The 24741-nt window shown below is 29.9% G+C and carries 23 protein-coding genes and 1 pseudogene; 16 read left to right on the top strand and 8 right to left on the bottom strand.

Annotation, left to right across the window (positions count from 1 at the left end; all coding sequences use genetic code 11):
* The first annotated feature begins 1 nt into the window (after position 1).
* From folP to cmoA, 6 genes are read left to right on the top strand one after another with little or no spacing between them, the layout of a single operon-like run.
* Positions 2-1144: a dihydropteroate synthase gene (folP, locus tag AJ881_RS06425; protein ID WP_070243473.1), complete on the top strand. Its 1143-nt coding sequence runs from the start codon at positions 2-4 to the stop codon at positions 1142-1144.
* Complete coding sequence (gene ligA / locus AJ881_RS06420) at positions 1145-3088, top strand: NAD-dependent DNA ligase LigA (protein ID WP_070282669.1); 1944 nt, start codon at positions 1145-1147, stop codon at positions 3086-3088.
* Positions 3069-4073 (top strand): hypothetical protein, encoded by a 1005-nt coding sequence (locus tag AJ881_RS06415; RefSeq protein ID WP_083267012.1) that lies wholly within the window; start codon positions 3069-3071, stop codon positions 4071-4073. The genes ligA and AJ881_RS06415 overlap by 20 nt, the downstream gene beginning before the upstream one ends.
* Positions 4070-4831, top strand: a complete 762-nt coding sequence (locus AJ881_RS06410) for a TlyA family RNA methyltransferase (protein ID WP_070261647.1) — start codon at positions 4070-4072, stop codon at positions 4829-4831. The genes AJ881_RS06415 and AJ881_RS06410 overlap by 4 nt, the downstream gene beginning before the upstream one ends.
* Positions 4797-5651, top strand: a complete 855-nt coding sequence (locus AJ881_RS06405) for a bifunctional riboflavin kinase/FAD synthetase (protein WP_070282672.1) — start codon at positions 4797-4799, stop codon at positions 5649-5651. The genes AJ881_RS06410 and AJ881_RS06405 overlap by 35 nt, the downstream gene beginning before the upstream one ends.
* Positions 5638-6348: a carboxy-S-adenosyl-L-methionine synthase CmoA gene (cmoA, locus tag AJ881_RS06400; protein WP_083259454.1), complete on the top strand. Its 711-nt coding sequence runs from the start codon at positions 5638-5640 to the stop codon at positions 6346-6348. Before AJ881_RS06405 ends, cmoA begins: the two co-directional genes overlap by 14 nt.
* On the opposite strand, the gene AJ881_RS06395 is transcribed toward cmoA, so the two are convergent.
* Genes AJ881_RS06395 through nth form a run of 5 tightly spaced genes read right to left on the bottom strand, consistent with a single transcriptional unit; the run spans position 6338 to position 8952 of the window.
* Positions 6338-6553: an EexN family lipoprotein gene (locus AJ881_RS06395; RefSeq protein ID WP_002871390.1), complete on the bottom strand. Its 216-nt coding sequence runs from the start codon at positions 6551-6553 to the stop codon at positions 6338-6340. The two genes, cmoA and AJ881_RS06395, sit on opposite strands and share 11 nt — an antisense overlap.
* On the bottom strand, positions 6550-6978 hold the full coding sequence (locus tag AJ881_RS06390; RefSeq protein ID WP_002871389.1) for an EexN family lipoprotein: 429 nt from the start codon (positions 6976-6978) through the stop codon (positions 6550-6552). The genes AJ881_RS06395 and AJ881_RS06390 overlap by 4 nt, the downstream gene beginning before the upstream one ends.
* Before the next feature lie 57 nt (positions 6979-7035).
* A complete protein-coding gene (locus AJ881_RS06385; RefSeq protein WP_044261250.1) occupies positions 7036-7668 on the bottom strand; it encodes a trimeric intracellular cation channel family protein in 633 nt (210 codons plus the stop codon).
* 10 nt (positions 7669-7678) lie between these two features.
* A complete protein-coding gene (locus AJ881_RS06380; protein ID WP_070252512.1) occupies positions 7679-8329 on the bottom strand; it encodes a DNA/RNA non-specific endonuclease in 651 nt (216 codons plus the stop codon).
* Complete coding sequence (gene nth, locus AJ881_RS06375) at positions 8326-8952, bottom strand: endonuclease III (RefSeq protein WP_070282676.1); 627 nt, start codon at positions 8950-8952, stop codon at positions 8326-8328. Before nth ends, AJ881_RS06380 begins: the two co-directional genes overlap by 4 nt.
* 80 nt (positions 8953-9032) lie before the next feature.
* On the opposite strand from nth, the gene peb4 reads away from it, so the two are divergent.
* From peb4 to AJ881_RS06350, 5 genes are all read left to right on the top strand, one after another.
* Positions 9033-9854 carry a peptidylprolyl isomerase PEB4 gene (gene peb4, locus AJ881_RS06370; RefSeq protein WP_002861301.1) on the top strand — a complete coding sequence of 274 codons (822 nt, stop codon included), beginning with the start codon at positions 9033-9035 and terminating at the stop codon, positions 9852-9854.
* Positions 9854-10918: a class II fructose-bisphosphate aldolase gene (gene fbaA, locus AJ881_RS06365; RefSeq protein ID WP_002931943.1), complete on the top strand. Its 1065-nt coding sequence runs from the start codon at positions 9854-9856 to the stop codon at positions 10916-10918. Before peb4 ends, fbaA begins: the two co-directional genes overlap by 1 nt.
* Before the next feature lie 94 nt (positions 10919-11012).
* The gene (locus tag AJ881_RS06360; RefSeq protein WP_002871383.1) at positions 11013-12455 is read left to right on the top strand and encodes a MotA/TolQ/ExbB proton channel family protein; all 1443 of its coding nucleotides are present in this window, start codon (positions 11013-11015) and stop codon (positions 12453-12455) included.
* Positions 12452-13405, top strand: coding sequence for an OmpA family protein (locus AJ881_RS06355; RefSeq protein WP_070282678.1), 954 nt, complete (start codon positions 12452-12454; stop codon positions 13403-13405). Before AJ881_RS06360 ends, AJ881_RS06355 begins: the two co-directional genes overlap by 4 nt.
* Positions 13392-14267 carry a 1-aminocyclopropane-1-carboxylate deaminase/D-cysteine desulfhydrase gene (locus tag AJ881_RS06350; RefSeq protein WP_070282680.1) on the top strand — a complete coding sequence of 292 codons (876 nt, stop codon included), beginning with the start codon at positions 13392-13394 and terminating at the stop codon, positions 14265-14267. The genes AJ881_RS06355 and AJ881_RS06350 overlap by 14 nt, the downstream gene beginning before the upstream one ends.
* Here AJ881_RS06350 and AJ881_RS06345 read toward each other — a convergent pair.
* The 3 genes and pseudogenes from AJ881_RS06345 to dsbD all read right to left on the bottom strand — a co-directional run bounded on the left by AJ881_RS06345 (position 14259) and on the right by dsbD (position 18019).
* A complete protein-coding gene (locus AJ881_RS06345; protein ID WP_070282682.1) occupies positions 14259-15602 on the bottom strand; it encodes a sodium-dependent transporter in 1344 nt (447 codons plus the stop codon). The two genes, AJ881_RS06350 and AJ881_RS06345, sit on opposite strands and share 9 nt — an antisense overlap.
* 51 nt (positions 15603-15653) lie before the next feature.
* Positions 15654-16319, bottom strand: a pseudogene (locus AJ881_RS06340) (MOSC domain-containing protein).
* On the bottom strand, positions 16316-18019 hold the full coding sequence (gene dsbD, locus AJ881_RS06335) for a protein-disulfide reductase DsbD (RefSeq protein ID WP_070282684.1): 1704 nt from the start codon (positions 18017-18019) through the stop codon (positions 16316-16318). The pseudogene AJ881_RS06340 and the gene dsbD overlap by 4 nt, the downstream one beginning before the upstream one ends.
* Before the next feature lie 93 nt (positions 18020-18112).
* Between dsbD and ppk2 the strand changes: the two genes are divergently transcribed.
* From ppk2 to AJ881_RS06310, 5 genes are all read left to right on the top strand, one after another.
* The gene (gene ppk2 / locus AJ881_RS06330) at positions 18113-18994 is read left to right on the top strand and encodes a polyphosphate kinase 2 (protein ID WP_070282686.1); all 882 of its coding nucleotides are present in this window, start codon (positions 18113-18115) and stop codon (positions 18992-18994) included.
* Between the two features lie 8 nt (positions 18995-19002).
* Positions 19003-20193: a M20 family metallopeptidase gene (locus AJ881_RS06325; RefSeq protein WP_070282688.1), complete on the top strand. Its 1191-nt coding sequence runs from the start codon at positions 19003-19005 to the stop codon at positions 20191-20193.
* A 78-nt stretch (positions 20194-20271) separates the two neighbouring features.
* Positions 20272-21444, top strand: a complete 1173-nt coding sequence (locus AJ881_RS06320; protein ID WP_002871376.1) for an efflux RND transporter periplasmic adaptor subunit — start codon at positions 20272-20274, stop codon at positions 21442-21444.
* Complete coding sequence (locus AJ881_RS06315; protein ID WP_070282690.1) at positions 21444-23369, top strand: ABC transporter permease; 1926 nt, start codon at positions 21444-21446, stop codon at positions 23367-23369. The genes AJ881_RS06320 and AJ881_RS06315 overlap by 1 nt, the downstream gene beginning before the upstream one ends.
* Before the next feature lies 1 nt (position 23370).
* A complete protein-coding gene (locus AJ881_RS06310; protein WP_070282692.1) occupies positions 23371-24741 on the top strand; it encodes a TolC family protein in 1371 nt (456 codons plus the stop codon).

The raw sequence follows: 24741 nt of genomic DNA, 5'->3' as shown, positions 1-24741 counted from the left end.
AATGAAATTTTTTAAAATCAATCCAAATACCGATTTTAATTTACTTTGCTCTTTTATAAACCCTCATAAAATGGGGCAAAAGATTATGAGTAAAAAAACAAAAATTCATTTTATTTTTATCAAAGATATTTCTACTCCTGCAGCAAATATTTTAAAACAAGATGCCTTAAGAGTAGGAGCTGAGCTCATTACCCATAAAGAAATAATTACCGCAAAAATCACTCATTCAAATGCACTTTTAATGGCAAGTAAAGAACAAATTCAAAAACTTATTGCTAAAGAAAAACTTCAAGATTTTGGACTTAAAAATTTGGCTCTTTTTTTGCAAAAAGATTTTTTAAAAACAAAAAAAGCTGAGCTTATGGCAGTGATTAATGTTAATGAAGACAGTTTTAATGCAAAAAGTCGTGTGAGTGAAGAAGACTTTGAAAAAAGGCTTAATGACTTTCTTGCTTTAAGGCCTGAGTATATCGATATAGGTGCGGTTAGTTCAAGACCTGGGAGTGAGTATTGTGGCAAGGAAGAGGAATTTAAAAGACTAAAAAAAGTACTTGACTTAATTTATGAGAAAAATTATCACGAAAAAGCGATTTTTAGTTTAGATAGTTTTGATGAATATTGTCTAGAATATGCTTTAAATAAGGGTTTTAAACTTATAAATGATATTACAAGTTTAAGAAATCTTAATCTAGCCAAACTTGCAAGTAAATATGAGGCAAAATATTGCTTAATGCACATGCAAAACAATCCAAATAACATGCAAGATAATCCTTTTTATGAAGATTTACTCGATGAGATGACTTTGTTTTTTAAAGAAAAACTTGAACTTTTAGAAAGTTTTGGAGTAAAAGAAAGTATTTTAGATGTAGGTATTGGTTTTGGAAAGAGTGCGGAGCATAATATGATTTTAATCAAACACTTAGAACATTTTTTGCAGTTTAATAAACCTTTACTTATAGGTGCGAGTCGCAAAAGTGTGATTAATGCGTATTTTCAAAGCGAGATTAAAGATCGTTTAGCAGGAACTTTGTATTTGCATTTAAAGGCTTTTGAAAATGGTGCTAGTATTATAAGAGTGCATGATTTATACGAGCACAAACAACTTTTTGCTTTAGCACAGGCAATGGACAATATAGGAGTTTAGATGAAAAAAGAAGAGTATTTAGAAAAAGTTGCTTTAGCAAATTTGTGGATGAGGGCATATTATGAAAAAGATGAACCCTTGGCTAGCGATGAAGAATACGATGCTTTAATCAGAGAATTAAGAGTTTTTGAAGAACAAAATAAAGATGAAATTTCAAAAGACTCTCCAACGCAAAAAATAGCTCCTACTATACAAAGCGAGTTTAAAAAAATAGCTCATTTAAAGCGTATGTGGTCGATGGAAGATGTGTTTGATGAGAGTGAGCTTAGGGCTTGGGCAAAACGCACAAAATGTGAAAAAAACTTTTTTATAGAGCCTAAATTTGACGGAGCGAGTTTAAATTTACTTTATGAAAATGGTAAATTAGTAAGCGGTGCCACTAGAGGTGATGGCGAAGTGGGCGAGGATATAACACTTAATGTTTTTGAGATAGAAAATATACCTAAAAATATAGCCTATAAAGAAAGGATAGAAATTCGTGGAGAAGTGGTGATTTTAAAAGATGATTTTGAGAAAATCAACGAAAAAAGAGCTCTTTTAAATCAAAGTTTATTTGCTAATCCACGCAATGCTGCAAGCGGGAGTTTAAGGCAGCTTGATACAAGCATCACTAAAGAAAGAAATTTGAAATTTTATCCTTGGGGAGTAGGGGAAAATACCTTAAATTTTACTAAACACAGCGAGGTGATGCAATTTATCAGAGAGCTTGGTTTTTTAAAGGATGATTTTGTAAGACTTTGCGCTAATTTAGATGAGGTTTTAAAAGCTTATGATGAGCTTTTAGCTTTAAGAGAAAAAAAGCCTATGATGATGGATGGAATGGTGGTAAGAGTTGATGATCTTGCGCTTTGTGAAGAATTAGGCTATACGGTAAAATTTCCAAAATTTATGGCAGCTTTTAAATTTCCTGCACTTGAAAAAACCACGCGTTTAATAGGCGTAAATTTACAAGTGGGAAGAAGTGGAGTGATCACTCCTGTGGCGGTTTTAGAACCTGTAAATTTAGATGGGGTTGTAGTAAAATCAGCCACACTTCATAATTTTGATGAGATTGCAAGACTTGATGTTAAAATCAATGATTTTGTAAGCGTGATAAGAAGTGGCGATGTTATCCCTAAAATTACTAAGGTTTTTAAAGAGCGTAGAGAAGGTTTAGAGATGGAAATTTTACGCCCTAAACTTTGTCCTACTTGCCAAAGTGAGCTTTTAGATGAAGGAACTTTAATAAAATGTCAAAATATAGACTGTGAAGATAGACTTGTAAATTCTATCATTCATTTTGTTTCTAAAAAATGTCTTAATATCGACGGGCTTGGAGAAAATATAGTAGAACTTTTATATAAACACAAAAAAATCACTACGCTTGAGAGTATTTTTCATTTAAAATTTAGTGATTTTGAAGGCTTGGAAGGCTTTAAGGAAAAGAAAATTAACAATCTTTTAAATGCTATAGAACAAGCAAGAGAATGTGAGCTTTTTCGTTTTATCGCAGCTTTAGGGATAGAGCATATTGGCGAGGTTGCGGCTAAAAAATTAAGCTTAAGTTTTGGTAAAGAGTGGCACAAGCAAAGCTTTGAAGCTTATGCCAATTTAGAAGGTTTTGGAGAGCAAATGGCTTTAAGTCTTTGCGAATTTACGCGTGTTAATCGCACAAGAATTGATGAGTTTTACAAGCTTTTAAATTTGAAAATAGAAAAACTTGAAATCAAAAGCGATGGTGTGATTTTTGGTAAAACTTTTGTGATTACAGGAACTCTTTCACGACCAAGAGATGAGTTTAAGGCTTTGATAGAAAAACTTGGGGGTAAGGTAAGTGGTTCGGTTTCTAAAAAGACTGACTATGTGCTTTTTGGAGAAGAGGCAGGTTCTAAGCTTAGCAAGGCTAAAGAGCTTGAAGTAAAATGTATAGATGAAAGTGCTTTTAATGAACTTGTTAAAGAATAGTTCTTATATTTTAACGCTTTTAAGCCTTTTTGGCTTTTTGCTAACTTGGCAAAGGAGTGCTTTTTCTCTGTTTTTTTTAATTCCTATTTTCTTAACACTTTTTTGGGAATTCTTTTTATTTTTAAAGCTTAGAAAAAATATTATAAAAGAAGCTACTTTGATTAAGGGAAGTTTGTTTTATCGTATTAGTATGGGGGATTTTTATCTTTATATTTTTAGTTTTTTCTTGGCGATTTTTGGACTTGTTTCTTTATTTTTAAATTTTTTAAATCTTGAAAAAATTGATTTAGTTTTTATATTTATAATTTTGCCTTTATTGATGATATTTTTAAAAAAAGAATTGCATTTGCAATTTGTAAATAATGCTTATAATGATTTTAGAATAGTTGTTATCGCTAGTTTTTTTACCGCTTTATTTTATGCATTTTATGGGCTTTTTTTTACTTACAATGAGTTTTTAAATTTAGAACTTTTTTCTAGGAAAATCATTGCTTATAAGAGTGCTTCTTTTGTTTATTTTGATTTTTTATCTGAATTTTTGTATTTTGTTTCAAATTTAAAACTTTTTATTTTTTCTCATTTTGGATATTTGAGCTTTAGAGCTTTAAATTTTATTTTTGATTTTTTTAATTTTTTTATGTTTTGCTCTCTTTTGGCTTTTGTTTTTAATTTTGTTTTGAAAATAAAGATAAAAATAATTGTTTTATTTTTATGTTTTATCATGGTTTTAGGAAGTTATTTTTTAAAAGAGCAAAGAAATAATGCCTTAAAATCTGAACAAGAACAAATACTTTTATGGATGAATAATTTTAATTTTTTAAAAGATTATAATTTAAGTTTAATTCAAAAAGAAAAAGATCTTTTTGAAAAAGATCTTAAAGATCTTAGAGAAATTTTTAAAAAAAATGCTTTTGAAATAGGCATTTGGTGGTTTTCTAAAGAAAAAGAAGACTTGGAAAAAAGAATAAATGAGAGTTTAAAATGAGATTTGATTTTTTTGTTTCAAAGCGTTTAAATATCAGTAGAAATAAAGCTTTAGAGCTTATAGAAAATGAAGAGGTTTTGCTTAATGGTAAAAGTTTTAAAGCTTCTTTTGATGTGAAAAATTTTTTAGAAAATTTAAAAAAAACGCAAGATTTAAATCCTGAAGATATACTTTTAGCCAATGAGTTAAAATTGGATCTTTTAAGTGAAATTTATGTTTCAAGAGCGGCTTTAAAATTAAAAAATTTCTTAGAAGAAAATGATATTGAAATAAAACATAAAAATTGTCTTGATATAGGATCTAGTACGGGTGGTTTTGTACAAATTTTACTTGAAAATCAGGCTTTAAAAATCACTGCTCTTGATGTGGGTAGTAATCAACTCCATCCAAGTTTAAGAGCAAATGAAAAAATTATCTTGCATGAAAATACAGATCTTAGAGCCTTTAAAAGTGAAGAAAAATTTGAACTTGTTACTTGTGATGTGAGTTTTATTTCTCTTATTAATTTACTTTATTATGTCGATAATTTAGCCTTAAAGGAAATTATTTTACTTTTTAAACCTCAGTTTGAAGTGGGAAAAAATATCAAAAGAGATAAAAAAGGTGTTTTAAAAGATAATAAGGCAATCTTAAAGGCAAGAATGGATTTTGAAAAAGCATGTGCTAAGTTAGGTTGGCTTTTAAAAAATACGCAAAAATCAAGCATTAAAGGAAAGGAAGGTAATGTTGAATATTTTTACTACTATATCAAAAATTAATATTACTTCTTTAGCTATAGGTTGTTTTGATGGTATGCATTTAGGGCATCTAAAACTTGTAAAATGTTTAGACGAGAATGGGGCTTTGTTAGTTATTAATAAATTTAAGGGTCAATTTCTTTGTTCAAATCGTCAAAAAGAAGAAATTTCAGGAAAAAAAGTTATAGAAGTGGATTTTGAAAGTATAAAATCTTTAGATGGTAAAGATTTTTTAAGCTTTTTGAAAAAAGAATTTATCAATTTGAAATTTATAGTAGTGGGATATGATTTTTCTTTCGGGAAAAATAGGGCTTATAGTGCTAAAGATATTGAGTCTTTAAGTGGGATAAAAACTATAATAGTTGATGAATTTAGCATAGGCGGAGTAGGTGTTCATGCAAGTTTAATTAAGGATTTTTTATCAAAAGCAAATTTACAAAAAGCAAAAGAATTTTTAGGAAGAGATTATAGTATTAAAGGAAAGTTGATTAAAGGACAAGGTTTGGGTTCTAAAGAACTTTTTGCAACTATAAATTTAGATTGTAAAGACTATTTTTTGCCTCAAAATGGTGTTTATGCTACTTTATTAAAAAGTCAAAGAAAAATTTATAAAAGTGTGAGTTTTTTAGGTGTAAGATCAAGCGATGAAAATTTTGCCATAGAAAGTCACATTTTAGAAGAATTGGGTGAAAATTTCACACAAGGGGAGTTTTTCGAACTTGAGTTTATATCTTTTCTAAGAGAGAATCAAAAATTTCAAGATTTAAAAAAACTTAAAAATCAAATTGCCAAAGACATAGAGCAAGCTAGAGAATTATTAAGGAAAAATGATGAAAGATGAACTTTTTAAACAAAGCCCTAAAAAACAATTTGAATTTGATAAAAGCGTGGCTAGTGTTTTTGATGATATGATCAATCGTTCTGTGCCATTTTATAGAGAAAATTTAGAACTTTGTGCTAATTTATTGGCTAAAATTTTATCTACAAACGCAAATATTTGTGATTTAGGCTGCTCAAGTGCTAATTTTTTGATTTTTTTAGCAAATCTAAGAAAGGATTTTAAACTTTTTGGCGTGGATAATTCTGCTTCTATGCTTGAAGTTGCAAAGTCAAAAACTAAAGCTTATGGACTTGATATAAGTTTTTTTGAAGCTAATTTATGCGAATTTGATTTTTTTACTTGCGATGTTTTTGTGGCAAATTATACCATGCAGTTTATTCGTCCTCCTAAAAGACAAGAATTGCTTGATAAAATTTATAAAAATTTAAACTCTAAAGGCATTTTGATTATGAGTGAAAAAATCCTTTATGAAGATGCTTTTTTGTCTAAAAATATCATAGAGCTTTATGCAGACTATAAAGAAAAACAAGGTTATTCTAAATTTGAAATCGCAGCTAAAAGAGAGGCTTTAGAAAATGTTTTAATTCCTTATAGTCAAAAAGAAAATTTAAATATGCTAGAAAAGGCAGGTTTTAAAAAAATAGAAAGTATTTTTAAATGGGCAAATTTTGAAACTTTCATAGCTTTTAAGGATTAGAGATATTTTCATCTTCCCATTCATCTTTTGGAAAACCTACCTTATATGCATTAACACAATCTTGACTGATGATAGCTTTGTGTCTGCATTCTAAACTTCTTTTTTTTGCTTCTTCAGGGTGATTTTGATAATATTCTACACTTTTGGTTTGTTCGCATGCTGCAAAAAATATACCAATAAGGCTTAAAAAAATAGTTGTTTTCATGGTAACTTTTCCTGTGTTATGTTAATATCATCACTAAAGATAGAACTTTGATTGTCATCCTTTGTTTTAGAAGGATAAATTTCAGAAGGTGTTTCTGCTATAGGTGGTATTATAATACTTTCATTATTTTCTGAACTTTGGTTAATATCTTTTGTGGTTAAATCATTTTGTTTTAAAGCTTCTAATATCTGATTATCAGATTTTTTTGGTGTGTTTGGACTGTATTTACTCTCTTCATTTGTTGGTTTAACACCAACTTTTAATGCATTAATACAATCTTCGCTAAGAGTTTCGCTTTCTTTGCATTCTTTTGCTTTTTCTTTTGCTTCACTAGGATGATTTTTGTAGTAATTTTCTGTTTTGCTATCGCAAGCTGTTATATTAATAACTATTAAAATCGTAAGTAAAATACTTAGTCTTTGCATTTATCAATCTCCTAAAATTTTTAATATCTTAGCAAACTTGTATAAAGCAACGATAAATTATTTTTCCTCGTTGTAGGAAAAAATAGGCAAAGACCATTGATATTTGATAGCCAAAAGCCTTGCAATAACTCCTACAAAAAGAGTTAAAAGCGTACAAACTAGGGCATTAAGTTCGAACCAAACTATAAGTGAATAGTAGATTGCTCCTGCAATTATGGCAATTCCTGCATAAATTTCTTTTTGAAACACTAAGGGAATTCTCATACATAAAATATCTCTTAAAATTCCACCAAAGACACCAGTGATTACAGCAGCGGCAACGGCTATGATAAAGCCATGATTTTGATCTATGGCTATTTGAGCTCCAAGTATGCTAAAAACAACAAGTCCTATAGCATCAAGAGTTAGAAATAAAGTTTCAAGCTTGGTTACTACACGTGGAATTTTTGTTGCTACAAGGGCGCAAAAACAGATTAAAATAATATATTCAGGATGTTTAACCCAAGTTAAAGGATAATGCCCTAAAAGCACATCTCGTATGCTTCCGCCTCCAATTGCTGTTACGAGTGCAATAAAAATAACTCCAAAAAGGTCCATTTTATGGCGTCCTGCAGCTAAAGCCCCTGTCATTCCTTCTGCGGAAATACCTATGATATAAAGAGTGGTTATCGTAAGAGCATTTATCTCCATAATTTATACCTTAAAATTTATCACAATTTATTTGATACTGTTTAATATTTTCATCATTTACTTCGTGGTTTGGTACTTGATAGCATTCTTTAAATTTTGAAGTTTTAATAATTTTTATATAAAAACTTGGTATAGCAATACGGTTTTTAATGTATCGTGGTTCTTTATCGTAAAGTACCAAATTTAAAACCTCGATACTTTGAAATTTTAAAGCTAAAGTTCTTTCTCTTTGCTCGATTTCATTCCAAATTTTATTATTTATTTGAGCAATTTGTGGGGTTATATTACTCATTAAAAATACTGAATTTTGAGCAGCCTTGCTAAAGCTAAAAGAAGCATTGGGTGCAGTGTGTCCTCGTGTATAACCACTGTTTTTATAATCACTCCAAGTAGTGCGGTATTTTTTAGGAATATTTGTATCATCTTCAAAGCGTGGACGTTTTTTAATTTGCTTATCTTTTAAATTTAAAGCTTCTACTTTATAAGCAACAGCTTTTGTACCTTTGAGTTTGTAATCATAGCAATTTAGATAAAAAAACTTATCTAAGATTTGCGAGCAATTTATATTGTTAAAATAAGAAGAAAAATCAGCACTAGGCTTGTAAGGTTCTAAGGCGAAAATATTAAGAGATATAACGAGTAAAAAGATGAAAATTTTCATTTAAGTTCCTTATCTTTACTTTTGCAAAGATGATTTAAAAAACATTCTTTACATAAAGGTTTTTTAGCTTTACAGGTGTAGCGTCCAAAAAGAACCATGGCTTGATGAAGATAGTTAAGATTGTCTTTAAATATGCGTGTTAAATCTTCTTCTGTAGCTTCTGGAGTTTTTGCTTTGCTAAGTCCTAAGCGGTGAGAAACTCTAAAAACATGAGTATCTACAGCCATGAAATTTGCTCCGCACCATTCTATTAAAACTACATGAGCGGTTTTTTGTCCTACGCCTGCTAAGGATTTTAAATTTTGTTCATCAAGAGGAATTTCTCCATCAAAATTTTCACAAACTGCTTTTGCCATTTTTATAAGATTTTGTGCTTTATTATTAAAAAATGAACAAGTTTGTATATAGGTTTTAAGGCTTGATAAATTTGCATTTGCAAGGGATTTGATATCAGGATAGGCTTTAAAAAGATCAGGAGTGATGAGATTAACTCTTTTATCAGTGCATTGGGCTGAAAGCATCACGCAGACTAAAAGCTCATATAGATTTGAAAATTTAAGCTCTGTTGCAGGTTTTTCAAAATGTTTTAAAAAAAGTTCTTTGATTTCTAAATTTCTTTTCATTTTTTAATTTTAGTTAATTAGCTTTAAACCAAGTTTAGATATAATCGATTTTATATACATTTTATTAAAAAGGAAACTCAATGAAAAAATTTTCTTTAGTCGCAGCAGCTTTGATTGCAGGTGTAGCTTTAAATGTAAATGCAGCTACAGTAGCCACTGTTAATGGTAAGAGCATTAGTGATACAGAAGTAAGTGAATTTTTTGCTCCTATGCTTAGAGGACAAGATTTTAAAACTTTACCAGATAATCAAAAAAAAGCTCTTATTCAGCAGTATATTATGCAAGATTTAATTTTACAAGATGCCAAAAAACAAAATTTAGAAAAAGATCCTTTATACACAAAAGAACTTGATCGTGCAAAAGATGCAATACTTGTTAATGTTTATCAAGATAAAATTTTAAATACTATTAAAATTGATGCAGCTAAAGTAAAAGCATTTTATGATCAAAATAAAGACAAATATGTAAAACCTGCAAGAGTGCAAGCAAAACATATCTTAGTAGCGACAGAAAAAGAAGCTAAGGATATCATTAATGAGCTTAAAGGTTTAAAAGGTAAAGAGCTAGATGCTAAATTTAGTGAGCTTGCTAAAGAAAAATCAATTGATCCAGGTTCAAAAAACCAAGGTGGTGAGCTTGGTTGGTTTGATCAATCAACTATGGTAAAGCCTTTTACAGATGCTGCTTTTGCACTTAAAAATGGTACTATTACTACAACTCCAATAAAAACGAATTTTGGCTATCATGTAATCTTAAAAGAAAATTCGCAGGCTAAAGGTCAAATCAAATTTGATGAAGTAAAACAAGGTATTGAAAACGGACTTAAATTTGAAGAATTTAAAAAAGTTATCAATCAAAAAGGCCAAGATCTTTTAAATAGTGCTAAAGTGGAATATAAATAATGGGTGTTTTAGACATTGTAAAAGCAGGGGTGATTAGCGGAGATGAGCTTAATAAAGTTTATGACTATGCTAAAGCAGAGGGTTTTGCTATCCCTGCTGTTAATGTTGTAGGAACTGATTCTATTAATGCAGTTTTAGAATCTGCAAAAAAAGTTAACTCTCCAGTTATTATCCAGTTTTCAAATGGTGGGGCAAAATTTTATGCAGGGAAAAATTGTCCTAATGGAGAAGTTTTAGGTGCAATTAGTGGGGCTAAACATGTACATTTACTTGCTAAAGCTTATGGTGTACCTGTGATTTTACACACTGATCATGCCGCAAGAAAACTTTTACCTTGGATTGATGGGCTTATTGAGGCAAATGCACAATATAAAAAAACCCATGGACAAGCTTTATTTAGTTCCCATATGCTTGATCTTAGCGAAGAAAGTTTAGAAGAAAATCTTAACACTTGTGAAGTCTATCTTCAAAAACTTGATGCTTTAGGTGTCGCACTTGAAATAGAACTAGGTTGTACAGGTGGCGAAGAAGATGGAGTGGATAATACAGGTATTGATAATTCTAAGCTTTATACCCAACCAGAAGATGTAGCACTTGCATATGAAAGACTTGGAAAAATTAGTGATAAATTTTCAATTGCAGCAAGCTTTGGAAATGTACATGGAGTTTACAAACCAGGAAATGTTAGCTTACAACCTGAAATTTTAAAAAATTCGCAAAAATTTGTCAAAGATAAATTTGCTTTAAAAAATGATAAGCCTATAAATTTTGTATTTCATGGTGGTAGCGGTAGCGAGCTAAAAGATATTAAAAATGCAGTAAGTTATGGCGTAATTAAGATGAATATTGACACAGATACCCAGTGGGCTTTTTGGGATGGGGTACGTGAATATGAACTTAAAAATAGGGCTTATTTGCAAGGACAAATTGGAAATCCAGAAGGTGATGACAAGCCAAATAAAAAATACTATGATCCGCGTGTTTGGTTAAGGAGTGGTGAAGAAAGCATGATAAAGCGTCTTGAAGTCGCTTTTGAAGATTTAAACTGTATAAACAAAAACTAAGCATTTTAAAGGCTTAGTTTTATTTTGTTTTAAAAATTTTTATCAAATTAAGTAGCAATCTTTAAAATAAAATTTTTATTGAGGTATTGGTTTCATGGAGATTAAATCAGATGAAATTTCAGAACTTGTTTTGCCTGAAGGCAAAGATGCGAGAGGTTCTTTGGTTTATTTTAAAATTATTTTTATTCCAGCTTTTCTTTATATTTTGATTTTATTGGGTTATTTTAATGTAATTGACTTTAAGGTTGAATTACATACGGTTATTATGACAGGTGTGATTTTTTTTACAGCATTGATTTTTGCTAGACATAGTGCTGAGTATGCGTATAGTATTTTTGAACAACAAAAAGATGAATTTAAACAGGCTTTAAAAAGACATATTATGAGGCATTTTCTTGCCATAGGGAAAGACACGAAATCAAATGCCAATTTTGATGACTTTGCTTATGCATATATTAAAGGTGCAAGAAATGAGAACTTTGCCAGTATAGGTTCGGCAATTTTTCCAATGATGGGAATTTTAGGGACTTTTATCAGTATAGCTTTTTCAATGCCAAATTTTAGCTCTAGTAATACAGCTGCTTTAGAACAAGAAATTGCAGATTTGTTAAGTGGAGTAGGAACTGCTTTTTATGTTTCAATTTATGGAATTTTTCTTGCATTATGGTGGATGTTTTTTGAAAAATATGGTAAAAGTAAAATAGATCGTTTGCTAAATCGTCAAAAAAACGCCACAAGCGGATTTTTTTGGACAAAAGAAGAGCTTGATCAAAGATATTTAACCGAGAGTTTGCAACATTTTGAAAAAATTGGAGCAATTTTTAAACAAGTTAGTAATGATGATTTTTTTGCAGAGCTTGATCATGCTATTGATAGAAAATTTGGCATTTTTCAAGATATGCTAAATGTAGAAGAAAAGGCTATTAGATTAAGTAGTGAACACATCAAACAAACCATGGGTGAGCTTAGTAAAGCACAAAGAGATCAACGCGATCTTGGAAAGCTTTATAGTGAAATGTTAAATGGCATAGGTTTGCTCAATCAAAATTTGAAAGAAATCAATACAAGAATGTCAGAACAATATAATCGCTTGCTCGATATCAGTAGTGATAAAATTCATCATCTTGATAAGACGTTAAGTGCATTCGATGAAAAAGTAGAGCGTTTTGGTAAAAATTTTGAACTTTATGAAAAAGCAATGTTGGAAAGTCAAGAAAAGGTTTTTGAGGGATTTAAAGCAAGCTTGTTTGAAGGTATGCATAAATTTAAGGAAGTATATGAAGAAGAAAAAAGTATCGATGCTAAAATTAAAATGATGGATGAGCTTAAAAAAGAAATGAAAGCACTTGATGAAGAAACAAGTCAAATGATGAGCAAGCTTTCTGGGGACGAAAATCAGAATAAAGAAAATGAAACCAAACAAATAGAAGATTTTTCAGAGTCTAAGACTGAAGAAAATCAAGATAAAATTCAAGCAGAAATATCTAAGCAAGAAAGCAATGATGAGCTAAAAAATGAAGATAAAGAAAATAAATGAAAAATGAGTCAAAAGAAGATAGCAATTTTTGGATAGCTTATGCTGATTTAATGGCGGGATTGCTGTTTGTTTTTATTTTGCTAATAGGTACTATTGTTGTAAAATATGTTTTAACTCAAAGTGATTTAAAAGAAATTAAAGACAATCTCAATAAACAAGAGGCACGTTTAGAGGAGAGCAAAGAAGAGCTTAGAAATAAAGAAGCTATAGTGTTTAAACTAAGTTCTGATTTAAACAATGCTTCTAGTGCTTTAAATCTTGCTAATTCTCAAAAAGCAGAATTAGAGGCTAATATTACAAATTACAAGCAATTAAGCAAAGATTTAAACTCAACTTTAGATAATAAAGATAAGCAAATTTTGATTTTACTAGGTCAACTAGAGAAAAAAGATGAAGAGCTTAAAAATTTACAAGAAGATTTTCAAAAAGCTAAAGAAAAGGTGCAAAATCTTGGTTTGATTCGTGAAAATTTAAGCAAGGAATTACAAAGCAAACTTGATGATAATATCACTATAGATGAAAAGACAGGATCTATTGCTTTGCCTGCTGAAGTACTTTTTGATAAAGATTCTTATGTGTTAAAAAATGAGGCAAAGGCAAGTTTGAGAAAAATCTTAAGCGAATATTTTGATGCTATTCTTGAAGATCCAAAAATTTCTTCTAACATTGAAAATATCATTATTGAAGGACATACTGATAGTGATGGATCTTATATTTATAATTTAGATTTGTCGCAAAAAAGAGCTTATGAGGTGATGAATTTTATCTATACTTTTTATAAGAGTGATAAGCTTCAAAAGCTTTTAATGGCAAGTGGACGTTCTTTTTCAGATCCTGTGTTTATTAACGGAGTTGAAGATAAGGATAAGAGTCGTCGCATAGAGATAAAATTTAGCATTAAAAATGATAATGCTTTAAAAGATGTAGAAAAATTCTTTGAATTTCATTAAAACAATTAGTCCTATACAAAAAATCAATTTTAACGGATTTGAATTTTATATTAAAAGAGATGATTTATTAGGAGAAATTAATGGAAATAAAGCTAGGAAACTTGCTTTTTATATCCATCAAAGATATCCGAAAAATCAATCTTTTATAAGTTATGGAGGAAGCCAAAGTAATGCTTTGGCGGCATTAAGTATTTTTGCTAAACAAAGATCATATAAGCTTGTTTTTGCTTGTGAAAAAATTTCTACTTTTCTTAAGAATAATCCTTGTGGAAACTATGCTTTAGCTTTAGAAAATGGTGTTAATTTTGTAGAAAATATCCATTCTTTATCCTTAAAGCAATTTGCCTTGTCTTTGTGTAAAAAAGATGATATTTTTATAGAACAAGGTATAGCTAATTTAGAAGCTCAATATGGCTATATGGAGCTTGCTCAAGAAATTCAAATGCAAAGTCAAAGTTTAAAGCTTGATTTTGATATTTTTTTACCTTCGGGTACAGGCACTTCGGCAGCCTTTTTGGCAAAGTATTCTAAATTTAAAGTATTTACTTGCGCTTGTGTAGGTGATATTAAATATCTTAAAAAACAAATTTTAACATTAGATCCAAGCTATGATTTTTCAAATTTAGAAATTTTAACAAGTGATAAAAAATATCACTTTGCTAAGCCGTATAAAGAATTTTATGAGCTTTATATGGATTTAAAGTTAAAGTGCAATATAGAATTTGATTTGTTGTATGATATTTTAGGATTAAGTATAGCATTAAAACAAGAGTGGAAAAAACCATTGCTTTATATACATCAAGGTGGAATTTTAGGAAATTCCGCTATGTTAGAAAGATATAAATTTAAAAAATTAGTTTAAAATTCCATAGATAAAAATGATTAAAATAATCAAAGGTACTATATATTTTACATAATAAAACCAAACTCCAAACCATGGACTTTTAAGTGTATCGTTATTGCTAAGTTCTTTTAAACTTTCTTGTTTGCCTAAAATCCAACCTACATAAATGCAGCAAAAAAATGCAGTTAAAACAAACAAAATATTTCCACTAATGAAATCAAAACTATCAAAAATGTTTTTTCCTTTGATGATAACAATATCACGCCAAGGCCCATAAGTTAGAATACAAGGAAGATTACCAAGTATGAAGATAAACCCTAGAGTTAGGTTAATAGAAAGATTTTTAGAATATTTAAATTTTTCTTCTAATACGCTAATAATAACTTGATAAATTGGCAAGCTTGTGGTTAAAGCTGCAATCAAGAGTAAGACAAAAAATAAAATACACACAATGGTGCCAAAATGGATATGAGAAAATGCTATAGGTAAAGTTTCAAAAACCAAAGAAGGTCCGCTATCTGGAGCAAGTCCTGCTGAGAAAAGTGCTGGAAAAATCATAAAACCAGCCAAAACAGCTATGATAGTATTTAAAACCCCTGTATAAATAGCGGTTTTTGCCATATTTTCATTTTTATTAAGATGAGATGAAAGTGTTATCATCACCCCAAAACCTAGGGATAAAGCAAAAAAGACTTGCCCTAAAACATCGATTAAAAGTTTTGGTGATAAAATTTTACTAAAATCAGGTTCAAGATAAAATTTAACTCCAGCCATAGCTCCATCAAGGGTTAAATTGCGTCCCACAACAATAATAAGACAGATAAATAATAAGGGCATTAAAAATTTGACGGATTTTTCTATACCATCTATAATGCCTCTTTTTAAAATAATATAATTAATAATTACAAAAACAGTGGCAAAAATACCGATCCCCAAAGGATTGAAGGCTATTTTGTCGTTAAAAAACTGATGAGTAAATTCTTTGCTTACTACATTGGCAAGGCTAAAATTCCCTAGGGTTAATTCCCAAATATAAACTAAAACCCATCCTCCAAGCACCATGTAGTAAGCCATTATACCAAAGCTTCCTAAAAGTCCCATATATCCAATACTTTGCCATTTTTGTTTAAAAGCATCTACGCTATTTGTCATCGCTTTTCTGCCTATGACATTTTCAACTAAAATAACAGGAATGCCTATGATAATCATGGCTATACAAAAAACTAATACATAAGCACCGCCACCATTTTCTCCTGCAAGATAGGGAAAACGCCAAGTTGCTCCAAACCCTATGGTTGCTCCAGCAACTGTTAGAATATAAGTTAGTGTGCTACTCCATGTTTGTCTTTGCATGATTATCCTTTCAAAAAAAGAATTATTTTATCTAAAGATAACTTTAAAAACTTATAAACTATCCATATAACTTATATCGTAAGCATTTTTTAAGCATTTGTATATCGTTTCGTGCCAATTTTGAGATATGAGAGAGTTTAATTTTTCTAATTTATCTAATAAAATCGGATTTTGTCTAAGAGCTTGATGTGGGGAGTAAAAAAGTTGATTGAGTTCAAATATACTAAGTGAAGTAGAATTTTTTCTAAAATTTTAATGTTTTCATGCTTTTGTATTTGTCAAACTTGTAAAACTTTATAATACTATCCACTCAAGCCCATTTTAAAAATTTCATGTGTAAAATTTTGAATTATTGTGAATTCTAGAAATTTTTACACAAGGTTTTCTAGGTTCGCTTACTTGCAGTATTGCATTTGAAATTCGATGTATATCATCTATGCAAACATTTTGTTCATAAAGTCCATCGATGCTCAAATTTTCACCCATTGAGCCAAAATTTAGCTTTTTATTAAGAAATCTTTCTCATATAGGATAGTTTTGACAAGAGTTGGTAAAAATACCTTATGGTAGCCTCCATGATGAATTTTATTAGCTATTTGATCATCTAAAATACCTAGAAAATCAATTTGTGTTTTTTAGGTAAATATCTTTAATAAATGCGTTTTGGAAATTTTTATAGTTTTTAATTTTCCCTATTTGCAAACTTTGAATTTTTATGGTTCTAGTTTTTTTAATAAATCATCAGCACTGATAAAACCCGTGATTTTTAATTTTTCTTTTCCATTTTCAAAGAAAATTAAAACAGGTGGGCCAAAAACATTAAATTCTTTCATGGTTTTAATTTGTTCATTATTATTTTCGCTTACATCAACTTTGATAAGTTTGTAATTTTGCATTTTTTGTATGATTCTTTCATCGCTAAAGGTTAATTCATCTAAAAGTTTGCAATTTTCACACCAAGATGCAGTAAAATCAAGCATTATGGGCTTTGTATTTGTTTGTATTTCTTGCTTTAATTGTTCAAAATTGTTGATATAATCATAGCTTAAAGTAGGTTTTGAGGCAGATATAGTATTGAAATTTAAAGGATTTAAGAAATTTTTAGCCCCAAAAAGTCCCCCTAGGAAAATACTTAGAGAATAAGCTAAAATAAGAATTAAAATACTTTTTTTAATTTTAGAAATTATTGTAAAACTTTTTTCAAAAATTCCCATAAAAACACTAAAAAATACACCTAAAATTCCATAGGCAATTAAAATGTAATTTTCTTCAATAATTCTAGAAAGTATCCAAATAGCCATAGCCAACATAACAAAACCAAAGAAAATTTTTACTTTTTCCATCCAAAAACCAGGTTTAATAAAACCTAATCCTAAGCCTATGAAAAGCAAAGGTATACCCATGCCAAAACTCATGATAAAAAGCGCACTACCACCTAATAAAGCATTGCCTGTATTGGCTATATAAATTAAAGCACCTGCTAAAGGGGCTGCTACGCAAGGACCTACTATTAAAGCAGATAAAAATCCCATAATAGCTATACCTACAACTCCCTTTCCTTTTTCGCTTTTTTTATGTATAAAGGTTTGAAATCTTAATGGCAATTCAAAACGAAAAGCTCCAAACATAGCAAAAGCAAAAGCTATGAAAATTAGAGCAAAAAGAATTAAAATAATAGGTTTTTGTAAAATTCCTTGAATACTTGCTCCTAGAAAACTTGCTATAACTCCAGCAATAGCATAGGCTAAAGACATGAAAAAAACATAGATAAAAGAGAGAAAAAAACTATGTTTTTTTGAAAATTTAGCATTACTTTTTGCTACGATAAGAGAAGATAAAATCGGAATCATAGGTAAAATACAAGGTGTTAAGGAGAGTAAAAGTCCATAGCCAAAAAAACTTAGCAAAATCCAAAAAAAGTTATCTGTTGCTAAAAAATTTGCTATAGAGCTTTCTTCAGATTCAATTTTAGTTTTTTTATCTGTTTTTTGAGTTTTGTAAGGTTTTGAAATTTCAAAAGCATCTTTTTTAGAAATGAGATCAAAGTACCAAGTTTGAGGATTATAACACAAGCCTTGTTCAGAACAACCTTGAAATTCGAGTTTGATTAAATTTGTAGTATTTTTTGCAAAGCGCTCTAGTAGTAAATTTGGCAAAGCTAAATTTAATTTTTGATAATAAACATTTTCATTGCCTCTTGTAGAGCTTTGAGGTAAATTAATCAAAGAACTTATATCTTTTTCATTTATATATAATTTAAGTTTATTAGAATAAAGATAAATATCTTTTCCAAGTTCAATATCAATTGAGATAGAGTTATTATAAGAGTTTGATTTTACATTAAAAGCTTCATTTAAAGACAATATAGAAGCAAAACATAAACAAAAACTTAATAAAATAATACCAAAAATACGCATAAATTTCCTAAAAACTTATTTTTCCTTTATCTTTAGCTTCAATTATAATTTATTATGGTAAATTTGCTTTAAATACTTTATAAAGGTTTGAAAATGCAAGAAAATAATTCTCCAAAAACACAAGGGGCTGTTAAAAAGAATGAAATTTATATTTCTGTTAAAAGAAAGAAAAGTACAATAGAATATGAAAAAGATTTAAAGAATTTGCAAATTGAGCTTTTGAAATTTCAAAATCATGTTAAAGCCAAGGGTTTAAAGGTTCTTATACTTATAGAAGGACGCGATGCAGCTGGAAAAGGTGGGGCGATTAAACGTTTGATTGAGCATTTAAACCCGCGTGGTTGCCGCGTTGTGGCTCTTGAAAAACCTAGTGATGTGGAAAAAACACAGTGGTATTTTCAGCGTTATATAGCACATTTGCCCTCAGCCGGTGAGATTGTGATTTTTGATAGATCTTGGTATAATCGTGCAGGAGTAGAACCGGTTATGGGTTTTTGCACACCGCAACAACATAAAGATTTTTTAAGAGAAGTGCCTTTGTTTGAAAATATGATTTCAAATAGTGATATTACTTTTTTTAAATTTTATTTTTCGGTATCAAAAGATGAGCAAAAAAAACGTTTTGAAAAACGCCGAAGTGATCCACTTAAACAATATAAATTATCTCCTGTAGATCAAAAATCACAAGAATTATGGGATAAATATACTTTAGCTAAATACTCTATGCTTTTAGCATCTAATACTCCAACTTGTCCTTGGACTATTATTTCTTCAGATGATAAGAAAAAAGCAAGATTAAATTTATTGCGTTTTATACTTTCTAAGGTAGAATATCCAAATAAAAAAACTGGAGATTTTTCCAAAATTGATGCAAAATTAGTGCGTAGTGGAGAAGAAGAAATACGAAAAATGGAGGCGAATTTGGAAAAACTTGACAGTAAAAAAGCAGATGAGAAAATAAAAGATTTAGATTAAGGAAAAGAATGCAAAAGCTGGTTGAAAATTTAGCACTAAAGTACTATGATAAAGTAGTTGATTTAAGACATCAAATTCATATGCATCCTGAGCTTGAATTTGAAGAAGAAAATACAGCTCATTTAGTGTGTAAAATTTTAGATGAGTTTGGCATTAAATATCAAAAAAATATTGCAAAAACAGGAATTTTAGCTATTATAGAAGGAAAAAAGAAGAGTCAGAAAAAACCAAAATGTGTTCTTTTAAGAGCGGATATGGATGCTTTGCCTGTGCAAGAAAAAACTAATCTAAGCTATGCTTCAAAAATTGATGGTAAGATGCACGCATGTGGACATGATGGACATACAGCAGGACTTTTGGGAGCTGCTTTGATATTAAATGAGCTTAAAGATGAATTTTGTGGCACGATTAAGTTTATGTTTCAGCCTGCAGAAGAGGGAAGCGGTGGAGCTAAACCTATGATAGAATCAGGTGTATTGGAAAATCCTTATGTTGATGCGGTTTTTGGTTGTCATTTATGGGGGCCTTTGCTTGAAAATACTGCTCAAATTGTAAGTGGTGAAATGATGGCTGGAACGGATATTTTTGATTTGGAATTTATTGGCAGAGGAGGGCATGGAGCTCATCCGCACACTTGTATAGATCCTATAATTATGGCAACGCAATTTGTAAATAATATACAAAGTGTTGTTTCTAGGCGTTTAGCCCCTTATGAAGCAGGGGTGATTACCGTAGGTCAAATTTGTGCAGGAACTACTTATAATGTTATTCCTGCAAATGCTTATTTAAAAGGAACTGTGCGCTTTTTAAATGATAAAACACAAGATATTTTAAAAAGTTCTCTAGAAGAAGTAGCTGCTGCTACAGCAAAATCTAATGGTGGAGATTATAAGCTTAAATATACTAAAGAATTTCCTCCATTGATTAATGATGAAAAAGCTGCTTTAATAGCAAGAAAAGCTTTTGCAAAGGTCTTAGGAGAAGAAAATATCATTGTTTCTTCTAAACCTGACATGGGGGCTGAAGATTTTGCTTTTTTAACACGAGAAAGAATAGGGGCTTATGTATTTGTTGGAATTTCAAAGGATTTAAATCATCCAGCTTTACATCATAGTTCTACTTTTTGTTGGGATGATGAAAATTTAAAAGTCTTAATGCAGGGTGATGTGATGATGGCTTTAGAATTTTTAAATTTATAAAGTAGAATTAAAAATTCACAAAAAATTCACAAAAAATGAGTAAAATTTAATCTTGATTTTTCTTTAGGATTTATTATTATGAAAAAGAAGATTGTTTTAATCATTTTAATTGCAATACTTGGAAGTGTTGGGGCTTATTTTATTTTTTTTAATAATGATGAAAAAATCAGCTATTTAACTCAAAAAATACAAAAAAAAGATATATCTCAAACCATAGAGGCAGTAGGAAAGGTATATGCCAAAGATCAAGTCGATGTGGGTGCTCAAGTTAGCGGACAAATTATAAAACTTTATGTGGATGTGGGAACTCATGTAAAGCAAGGTGATTTGATCGCTCAAATTGACAAAGATAAACAACAAAATGATTTAGATATTACAAAAGCTCAGCTTGAAAGCGCTAAGGCTAATTTAGAGAGTAAAAAAGTTGCCCTTGAGATTGCAAGTAAGCAATATCAAAGAGAGCAAAAACTTTATGCAGCTAAAGCAAGTTCTCTTGAAAATTTAGAAACTCAAAAAAATAATTATTATACTTTAAAAGCCAATGTTGCAGAGCTTAATGCTCAAGTAGTTCAGCTTGAAATCACTCTTAAAAATGCACAAAAAGATTTAGGTTATACAACCATTACTGCTCCTATGGATGGTGTTGTGATTAATGTAGCTGTAGATGAAGGACAAACAGTTAATGCTAATCAAAACACTCCTACTATAGTCCGTATAGCTAATTTAGATGAAATGGAAGTAAGGATGGAAATAGCAGAGGCTGATGTGAGTAAGATAAAAGTAGGAACAGAGCTTGATTTTTCTTTGCTTAATGATCCTCAAAAAACTTATCATGCTAAGATTGCAAGTATAGATCCAGCTGATACTGAAGTGAGTGATTCTAGTACAAGCTCAAGCTCATCAAGTTCGAGTTCTTCAAGCTCAAGCTCATCAAATGCTATTTATTATTACGCAAAATTTTATGTAGCCAATAAAGATGATTTTTTGCGTATTGGTATGAGTATACAAAATGAAATTGTTGTAGCAAGTGCAAAGGCTGTTTTAGCAGTGCCAACTTATGCAATTAAAAGTGATCCAAAAGGCTATTATGTTGAAATTTTAGAAAATCAAAAAGCTGTTAAAAAATATGTCAAACTTGGCATTAAAGATTCTATCAATACTCAAATTTTAGAAGGTGTAAATGAAAATGAAGAATTGATAGTAAGCTCAAGTGCTGATGGCTTAGCTCCTAAAATGAAGTTGAGATTTTAATGATTTTTCTTAAAAATATTTGCAAAAATATAGGCGAAAATGCCATTTTAAAAAATGTAAGTTTAAGTATAGAAAAAGGTGAATTTGTTGCTATTATAGGACAAAGTGGAAGTGGTAAAACTTCACTTTTAAATATCATAGGAACATTAGATACGCCAAGTAGTGGAACTTATGTTTTTGATGAGTATGAAGTCACTAAACTTAATAACGATGAAAAAGCAAGATTAAGGCGTGAAAAAATAGGCTTTATATTTCAAAGATATAATCTTTTAAGCTTGCTTAGCGCTAAAGAAAATGTTTCTTTACCTGCAGTTTATGCGGGAAAAAATTTACAAGAAAGAAGTCAAAACGCTAAAAAACTTTTAAATGATTTAGAATTAGCTCACAAGTTAGATTCTAAACCGAATGAATTAAGCGGAGGGCAGCAACAACGCGTTTCTATAGCAAGAGCTTTAATCAATGGTGGAGAGCTTATTTTGGCTGATGAGCCAACGGGAGCTTTGGATAGTAAAAGCGGTATTATGGTGCTTGAAATTTTACAAAAACTTAACGCGCAAGGTCATACTATAGTCTTAGTAACTCACGATCCGAAAATTGCAGCACAAGCTAAAAGGGTTATAGAAATTAAAGATGGAGAAATTTTAAGCGATACTAAAAAGGAAAAAGCTCAAGAAAAACTTATTTTAAAAACAATACCTAAAGAGAAAAAAACACTTACTTTGCTTAAAAATCAAGCCTTTGAATGTTTTAAGATAGCTTATTCTTCCATACTTGCACACAAACTTCGTTCTATTTTAACTATGCTTGGAATCATCATAGGTATTGCTTCTGTAGTTTGTGTTGTAGCTTTGGGGTTGGGCTCTCAAGCTAAGGTGCTTGAGTCTATTGCAAGACTTGGAACAAATACTATTGAAATTCGTCCTGGAAGGGGTTTTGGAGATTTGCGTTCGGGTAAAACAAGGCTTAATTTTAGCGATTTAGAAACGCTAAGATCCCTAGAATACTTAGAAGCAGTTGATGCTCATTCAAATACTTCAGGAGTGGTAACTTATACCAATATTTCTTTAAGCGCAAGAGCTGAAGGAGTGGGGGTAAATAATTTTGCTATAGAAGGTTTAAGGATAGATGCGGGAAGAATTTTAAATAATGATGATGTAAAAAATAGTACCAATGTTGCTGTATTGGATTTCAATGCTAAAAAAAATCTTTTTCCTGATGAAAAAAGTGAAAATATTTTAGGTCGTGTGGTGCTTTTTAATTCTCAACCTTTTAAGATTATAGGAGTTTTGCGAAAAGATGCAGACAAGCCTATAGAAGATAATGTAGTGCGTCTTTATATACCCTATACAACACTGATGAATAAGCTTACAGGAGATAGAAATTTGCGTGAAATCATAGTTAAGGTTAAAGATGATGTGAGTTCAACTTTGGCTGAAAATGCTATCATAAGAATTTTAGAAATTAAACGCGGACAAAAGGATTTTTTTACTTTTAATTCTGACACTTTTAAGCAAGCTATTACAGCAAATAAACGCACTACAACCATACTTACTGCTTGTGTGGCTGTGATTGCTTTGATTGTTGGGGGTATAGGAGTGATGAATATCATGCTTGTTTCTGTAAGCGAAAGAACGAGAGAAATTGGCATACGAATGGCTATAGGGGCTAGAAGAGAAGATATTATGATGCAGTTTTTAATCGAAGCGGTTATGATTTGTACTATAGGAGCGATTTTAGGTGTGATTTTATCGATTTTTGTTATTTTTGCTTTTAATACTTTAAGCACGGATTTTCCTATGATTTTAAATGTCTATTCTGTGCTTTTAGGACTTTTAAGTTCTATGTTTATCGGTGTGATTTTTGGTTTTTTCCCTGCAAGAAATGCAGCAAATTTAAATCCTATTGGTGCATTATCAAAGGAATAAAGTGAAAATAATACTTAGCATTTTTTTAGCATTTTTCTTGAGTGCTTGTGGTGCAAAACTTAGCTTGCCTAAAGAAGTTGATTTAACTCAAGAACAAATGAAAGATTTAAATCTCACTTATGATTGGTATAGATCTTATGATAATGCAAAATTAAATGAATTTCTAAATTTTGTTTTATTGAATAATAGTGATATTAATATTGCTAGAAAAACTTTGCTTTCAGCTTTGGCTAGAGCTGATTTGATTGATTATGATTTATATCCGACTTTAAGTGGAAATTTGGGTTTTGGTGTGGATAAAGATTTAAATTCAGGCAAACAAAGTAAAAATTTCAATAATTCTTTAAATTTAAGCTATGAGCTTGATATTTATGGCAAATTAAGAGATAGCGCAAGTGCGAGTGAATTTAGTGCAAAAGCAAGTGCTTATGATCTTGAAAATTTAAAAATAAGTATGATCAATACAGCTTTAAATGATGTGTTTGAGCTGGCTTATTTTAACGATGTAGATAAATTGCTTCGAGCTTATCTTTCAAATTTAGAACAAATGAAAGAGCTTTATAGTTATAAATACAAGCTTGGAAAAATAGAAGAATTAGATCTTTTAAACATAGAACAAAGCTTATTAAGAGCTAAACAAAATTTATTAAGCAATGATAAAAATCGTAATTTACTCATAAAAAATTTACAAGATTTATTGGCAAAGCAAGAAGGTTTTGCTTATATAGAGTATTTTAAAACTTTATCTTTAAATGATTTTAAAACCTTAAGTCCTGATTTTAATATACCTTTAAAAGCCTTAGCGTACCGTACAGATGTGAGATCTAAACTCAATAGCTTAAAATCAGCTTTTAAGGATTATTCTTCCATACAAAAATCTATTTTGCCTAGCATTTCTTTAGGTGGAGCATTAAGCGGAAGTGATAAAAAAATTGATGATAGTTTTAAATTTGAAATTTTAAGTGGCAATGTTAAGATTTCTTTGCCTTTCTTAGATTATGGTAGGGTAAAGCAAAATATCAAAATTTCACAATTTGCTTATGAACAACTTTTAATTTCTTATGAGCAAGCTTTACAAAGTGCGATGAATGAATTTGCATTGAATTATAAAGACTATCAAAGCGACACCTTGCTTTTGCAAAATTTGCAAAATATTAACATTAAACAAGAGCTTATCGCTAAGGCGTATTATGAAAAATATATTTTAGGAAAAAGTGAATTAAAAGATTATTTGGATGCAAATAACACTTTAAATTCTACCCAGCAAGAATTTTTAAGAGCTAGATTTAATCTTTTAAAAACCATTAATTCTTACTATCAAATCACAGCTTTAAGTTTTAATGATGAAAACTTAGAATTTCCTAAGTATTAA

It is taken from the genome of Campylobacter sp. BCW_6460, assembly GCF_001762705.1.
GTDB lineage: Bacteria > Campylobacterota > Campylobacteria > Campylobacterales > Campylobacteraceae > Campylobacter_D > Campylobacter_D jejuni.
Note: the sequence above shows the minus strand (reverse complement) of the source record. Positions and strands in the feature narration are given on the sequence as shown.

Excerpts from the sequence above, each read along its gene's own strand:
- AJ881_RS06355 (WP_070282678.1), top strand. The coding sequence starts at position 12,452 with ATGAAAAATGAGTCAAAAGAAGATAGCAATTTTTGGATAGCTTATGCT.
- folP (WP_070243473.1), top strand. The coding sequence starts at position 2 with ATGAAATTTTTTAAAATCAATCCAAATACCGATTTTAATTTACTTTGC.
- AJ881_RS06410 (WP_070261647.1), top strand. The coding sequence starts at position 4,070 with ATGAGATTTGATTTTTTTGTTTCAAAGCGTTTAAATATCAGTAGAAAT.
- fbaA (WP_002931943.1), top strand. The coding sequence starts at position 9,854 with ATGGGTGTTTTAGACATTGTAAAAGCAGGGGTGATTAGCGGAGATGAG.
- AJ881_RS06395 (WP_002871390.1), bottom strand. The coding sequence starts at position 6,553 with ATGAAAACAACTATTTTTTTAAGCCTTATTGGTATATTTTTTGCAGCA.
- AJ881_RS06390 (WP_002871389.1), bottom strand. The coding sequence starts at position 6,978 with ATGCAAAGACTAAGTATTTTACTTACGATTTTAATAGTTATTAATATA.
- AJ881_RS06380 (WP_070252512.1), bottom strand. The coding sequence starts at position 8,329 with ATGAAAATTTTCATCTTTTTACTCGTTATATCTCTTAATATTTTCGCC.
- AJ881_RS06415 (WP_083267012.1), top strand. The coding sequence starts at position 3,069 with ATGAACTTGTTAAAGAATAGTTCTTATATTTTAACGCTTTTAAGCCTT.
- AJ881_RS06385 (WP_044261250.1), bottom strand. The coding sequence starts at position 7,668 with ATGGAGATAAATGCTCTTACGATAACCACTCTTTATATCATAGGTATT.
- cmoA (WP_083259454.1), top strand. The coding sequence starts at position 5,638 with ATGATGAAAGATGAACTTTTTAAACAAAGCCCTAAAAAACAATTTGAA.
- AJ881_RS06405 (WP_070282672.1), top strand. The coding sequence starts at position 4,797 with ATGTTGAATATTTTTACTACTATATCAAAAATTAATATTACTTCTTTA.
- dsbD (WP_070282684.1), bottom strand. The coding sequence starts at position 18,019 with ATGCGTATTTTTGGTATTATTTTATTAAGTTTTTGTTTATGTTTTGCT.
- ligA (WP_070282669.1), top strand. The coding sequence starts at position 1,145 with ATGAAAAAAGAAGAGTATTTAGAAAAAGTTGCTTTAGCAAATTTGTGG.
- AJ881_RS06360 (WP_002871383.1), top strand. The coding sequence starts at position 11,013 with ATGGAGATTAAATCAGATGAAATTTCAGAACTTGTTTTGCCTGAAGGC.
- AJ881_RS06315 (WP_070282690.1), top strand. The coding sequence starts at position 21,444 with ATGATTTTTCTTAAAAATATTTGCAAAAATATAGGCGAAAATGCCATT.
- AJ881_RS06320 (WP_002871376.1), top strand. The coding sequence starts at position 20,272 with ATGAAAAAGAAGATTGTTTTAATCATTTTAATTGCAATACTTGGAAGT.
- ppk2 (WP_070282686.1), top strand. The coding sequence starts at position 18,113 with ATGCAAGAAAATAATTCTCCAAAAACACAAGGGGCTGTTAAAAAGAAT.
- AJ881_RS06325 (WP_070282688.1), top strand. The coding sequence starts at position 19,003 with ATGCAAAAGCTGGTTGAAAATTTAGCACTAAAGTACTATGATAAAGTA.
- peb4 (WP_002861301.1), top strand. The coding sequence starts at position 9,033 with ATGAAAAAATTTTCTTTAGTCGCAGCAGCTTTGATTGCAGGTGTAGCT.
- AJ881_RS06345 (WP_070282682.1), bottom strand. The coding sequence starts at position 15,602 with ATGCAAAGACAAACATGGAGTAGCACACTAACTTATATTCTAACAGTT.
- nth (WP_070282676.1), bottom strand. The coding sequence starts at position 8,952 with ATGAAAAGAAATTTAGAAATCAAAGAACTTTTTTTAAAACATTTTGAA.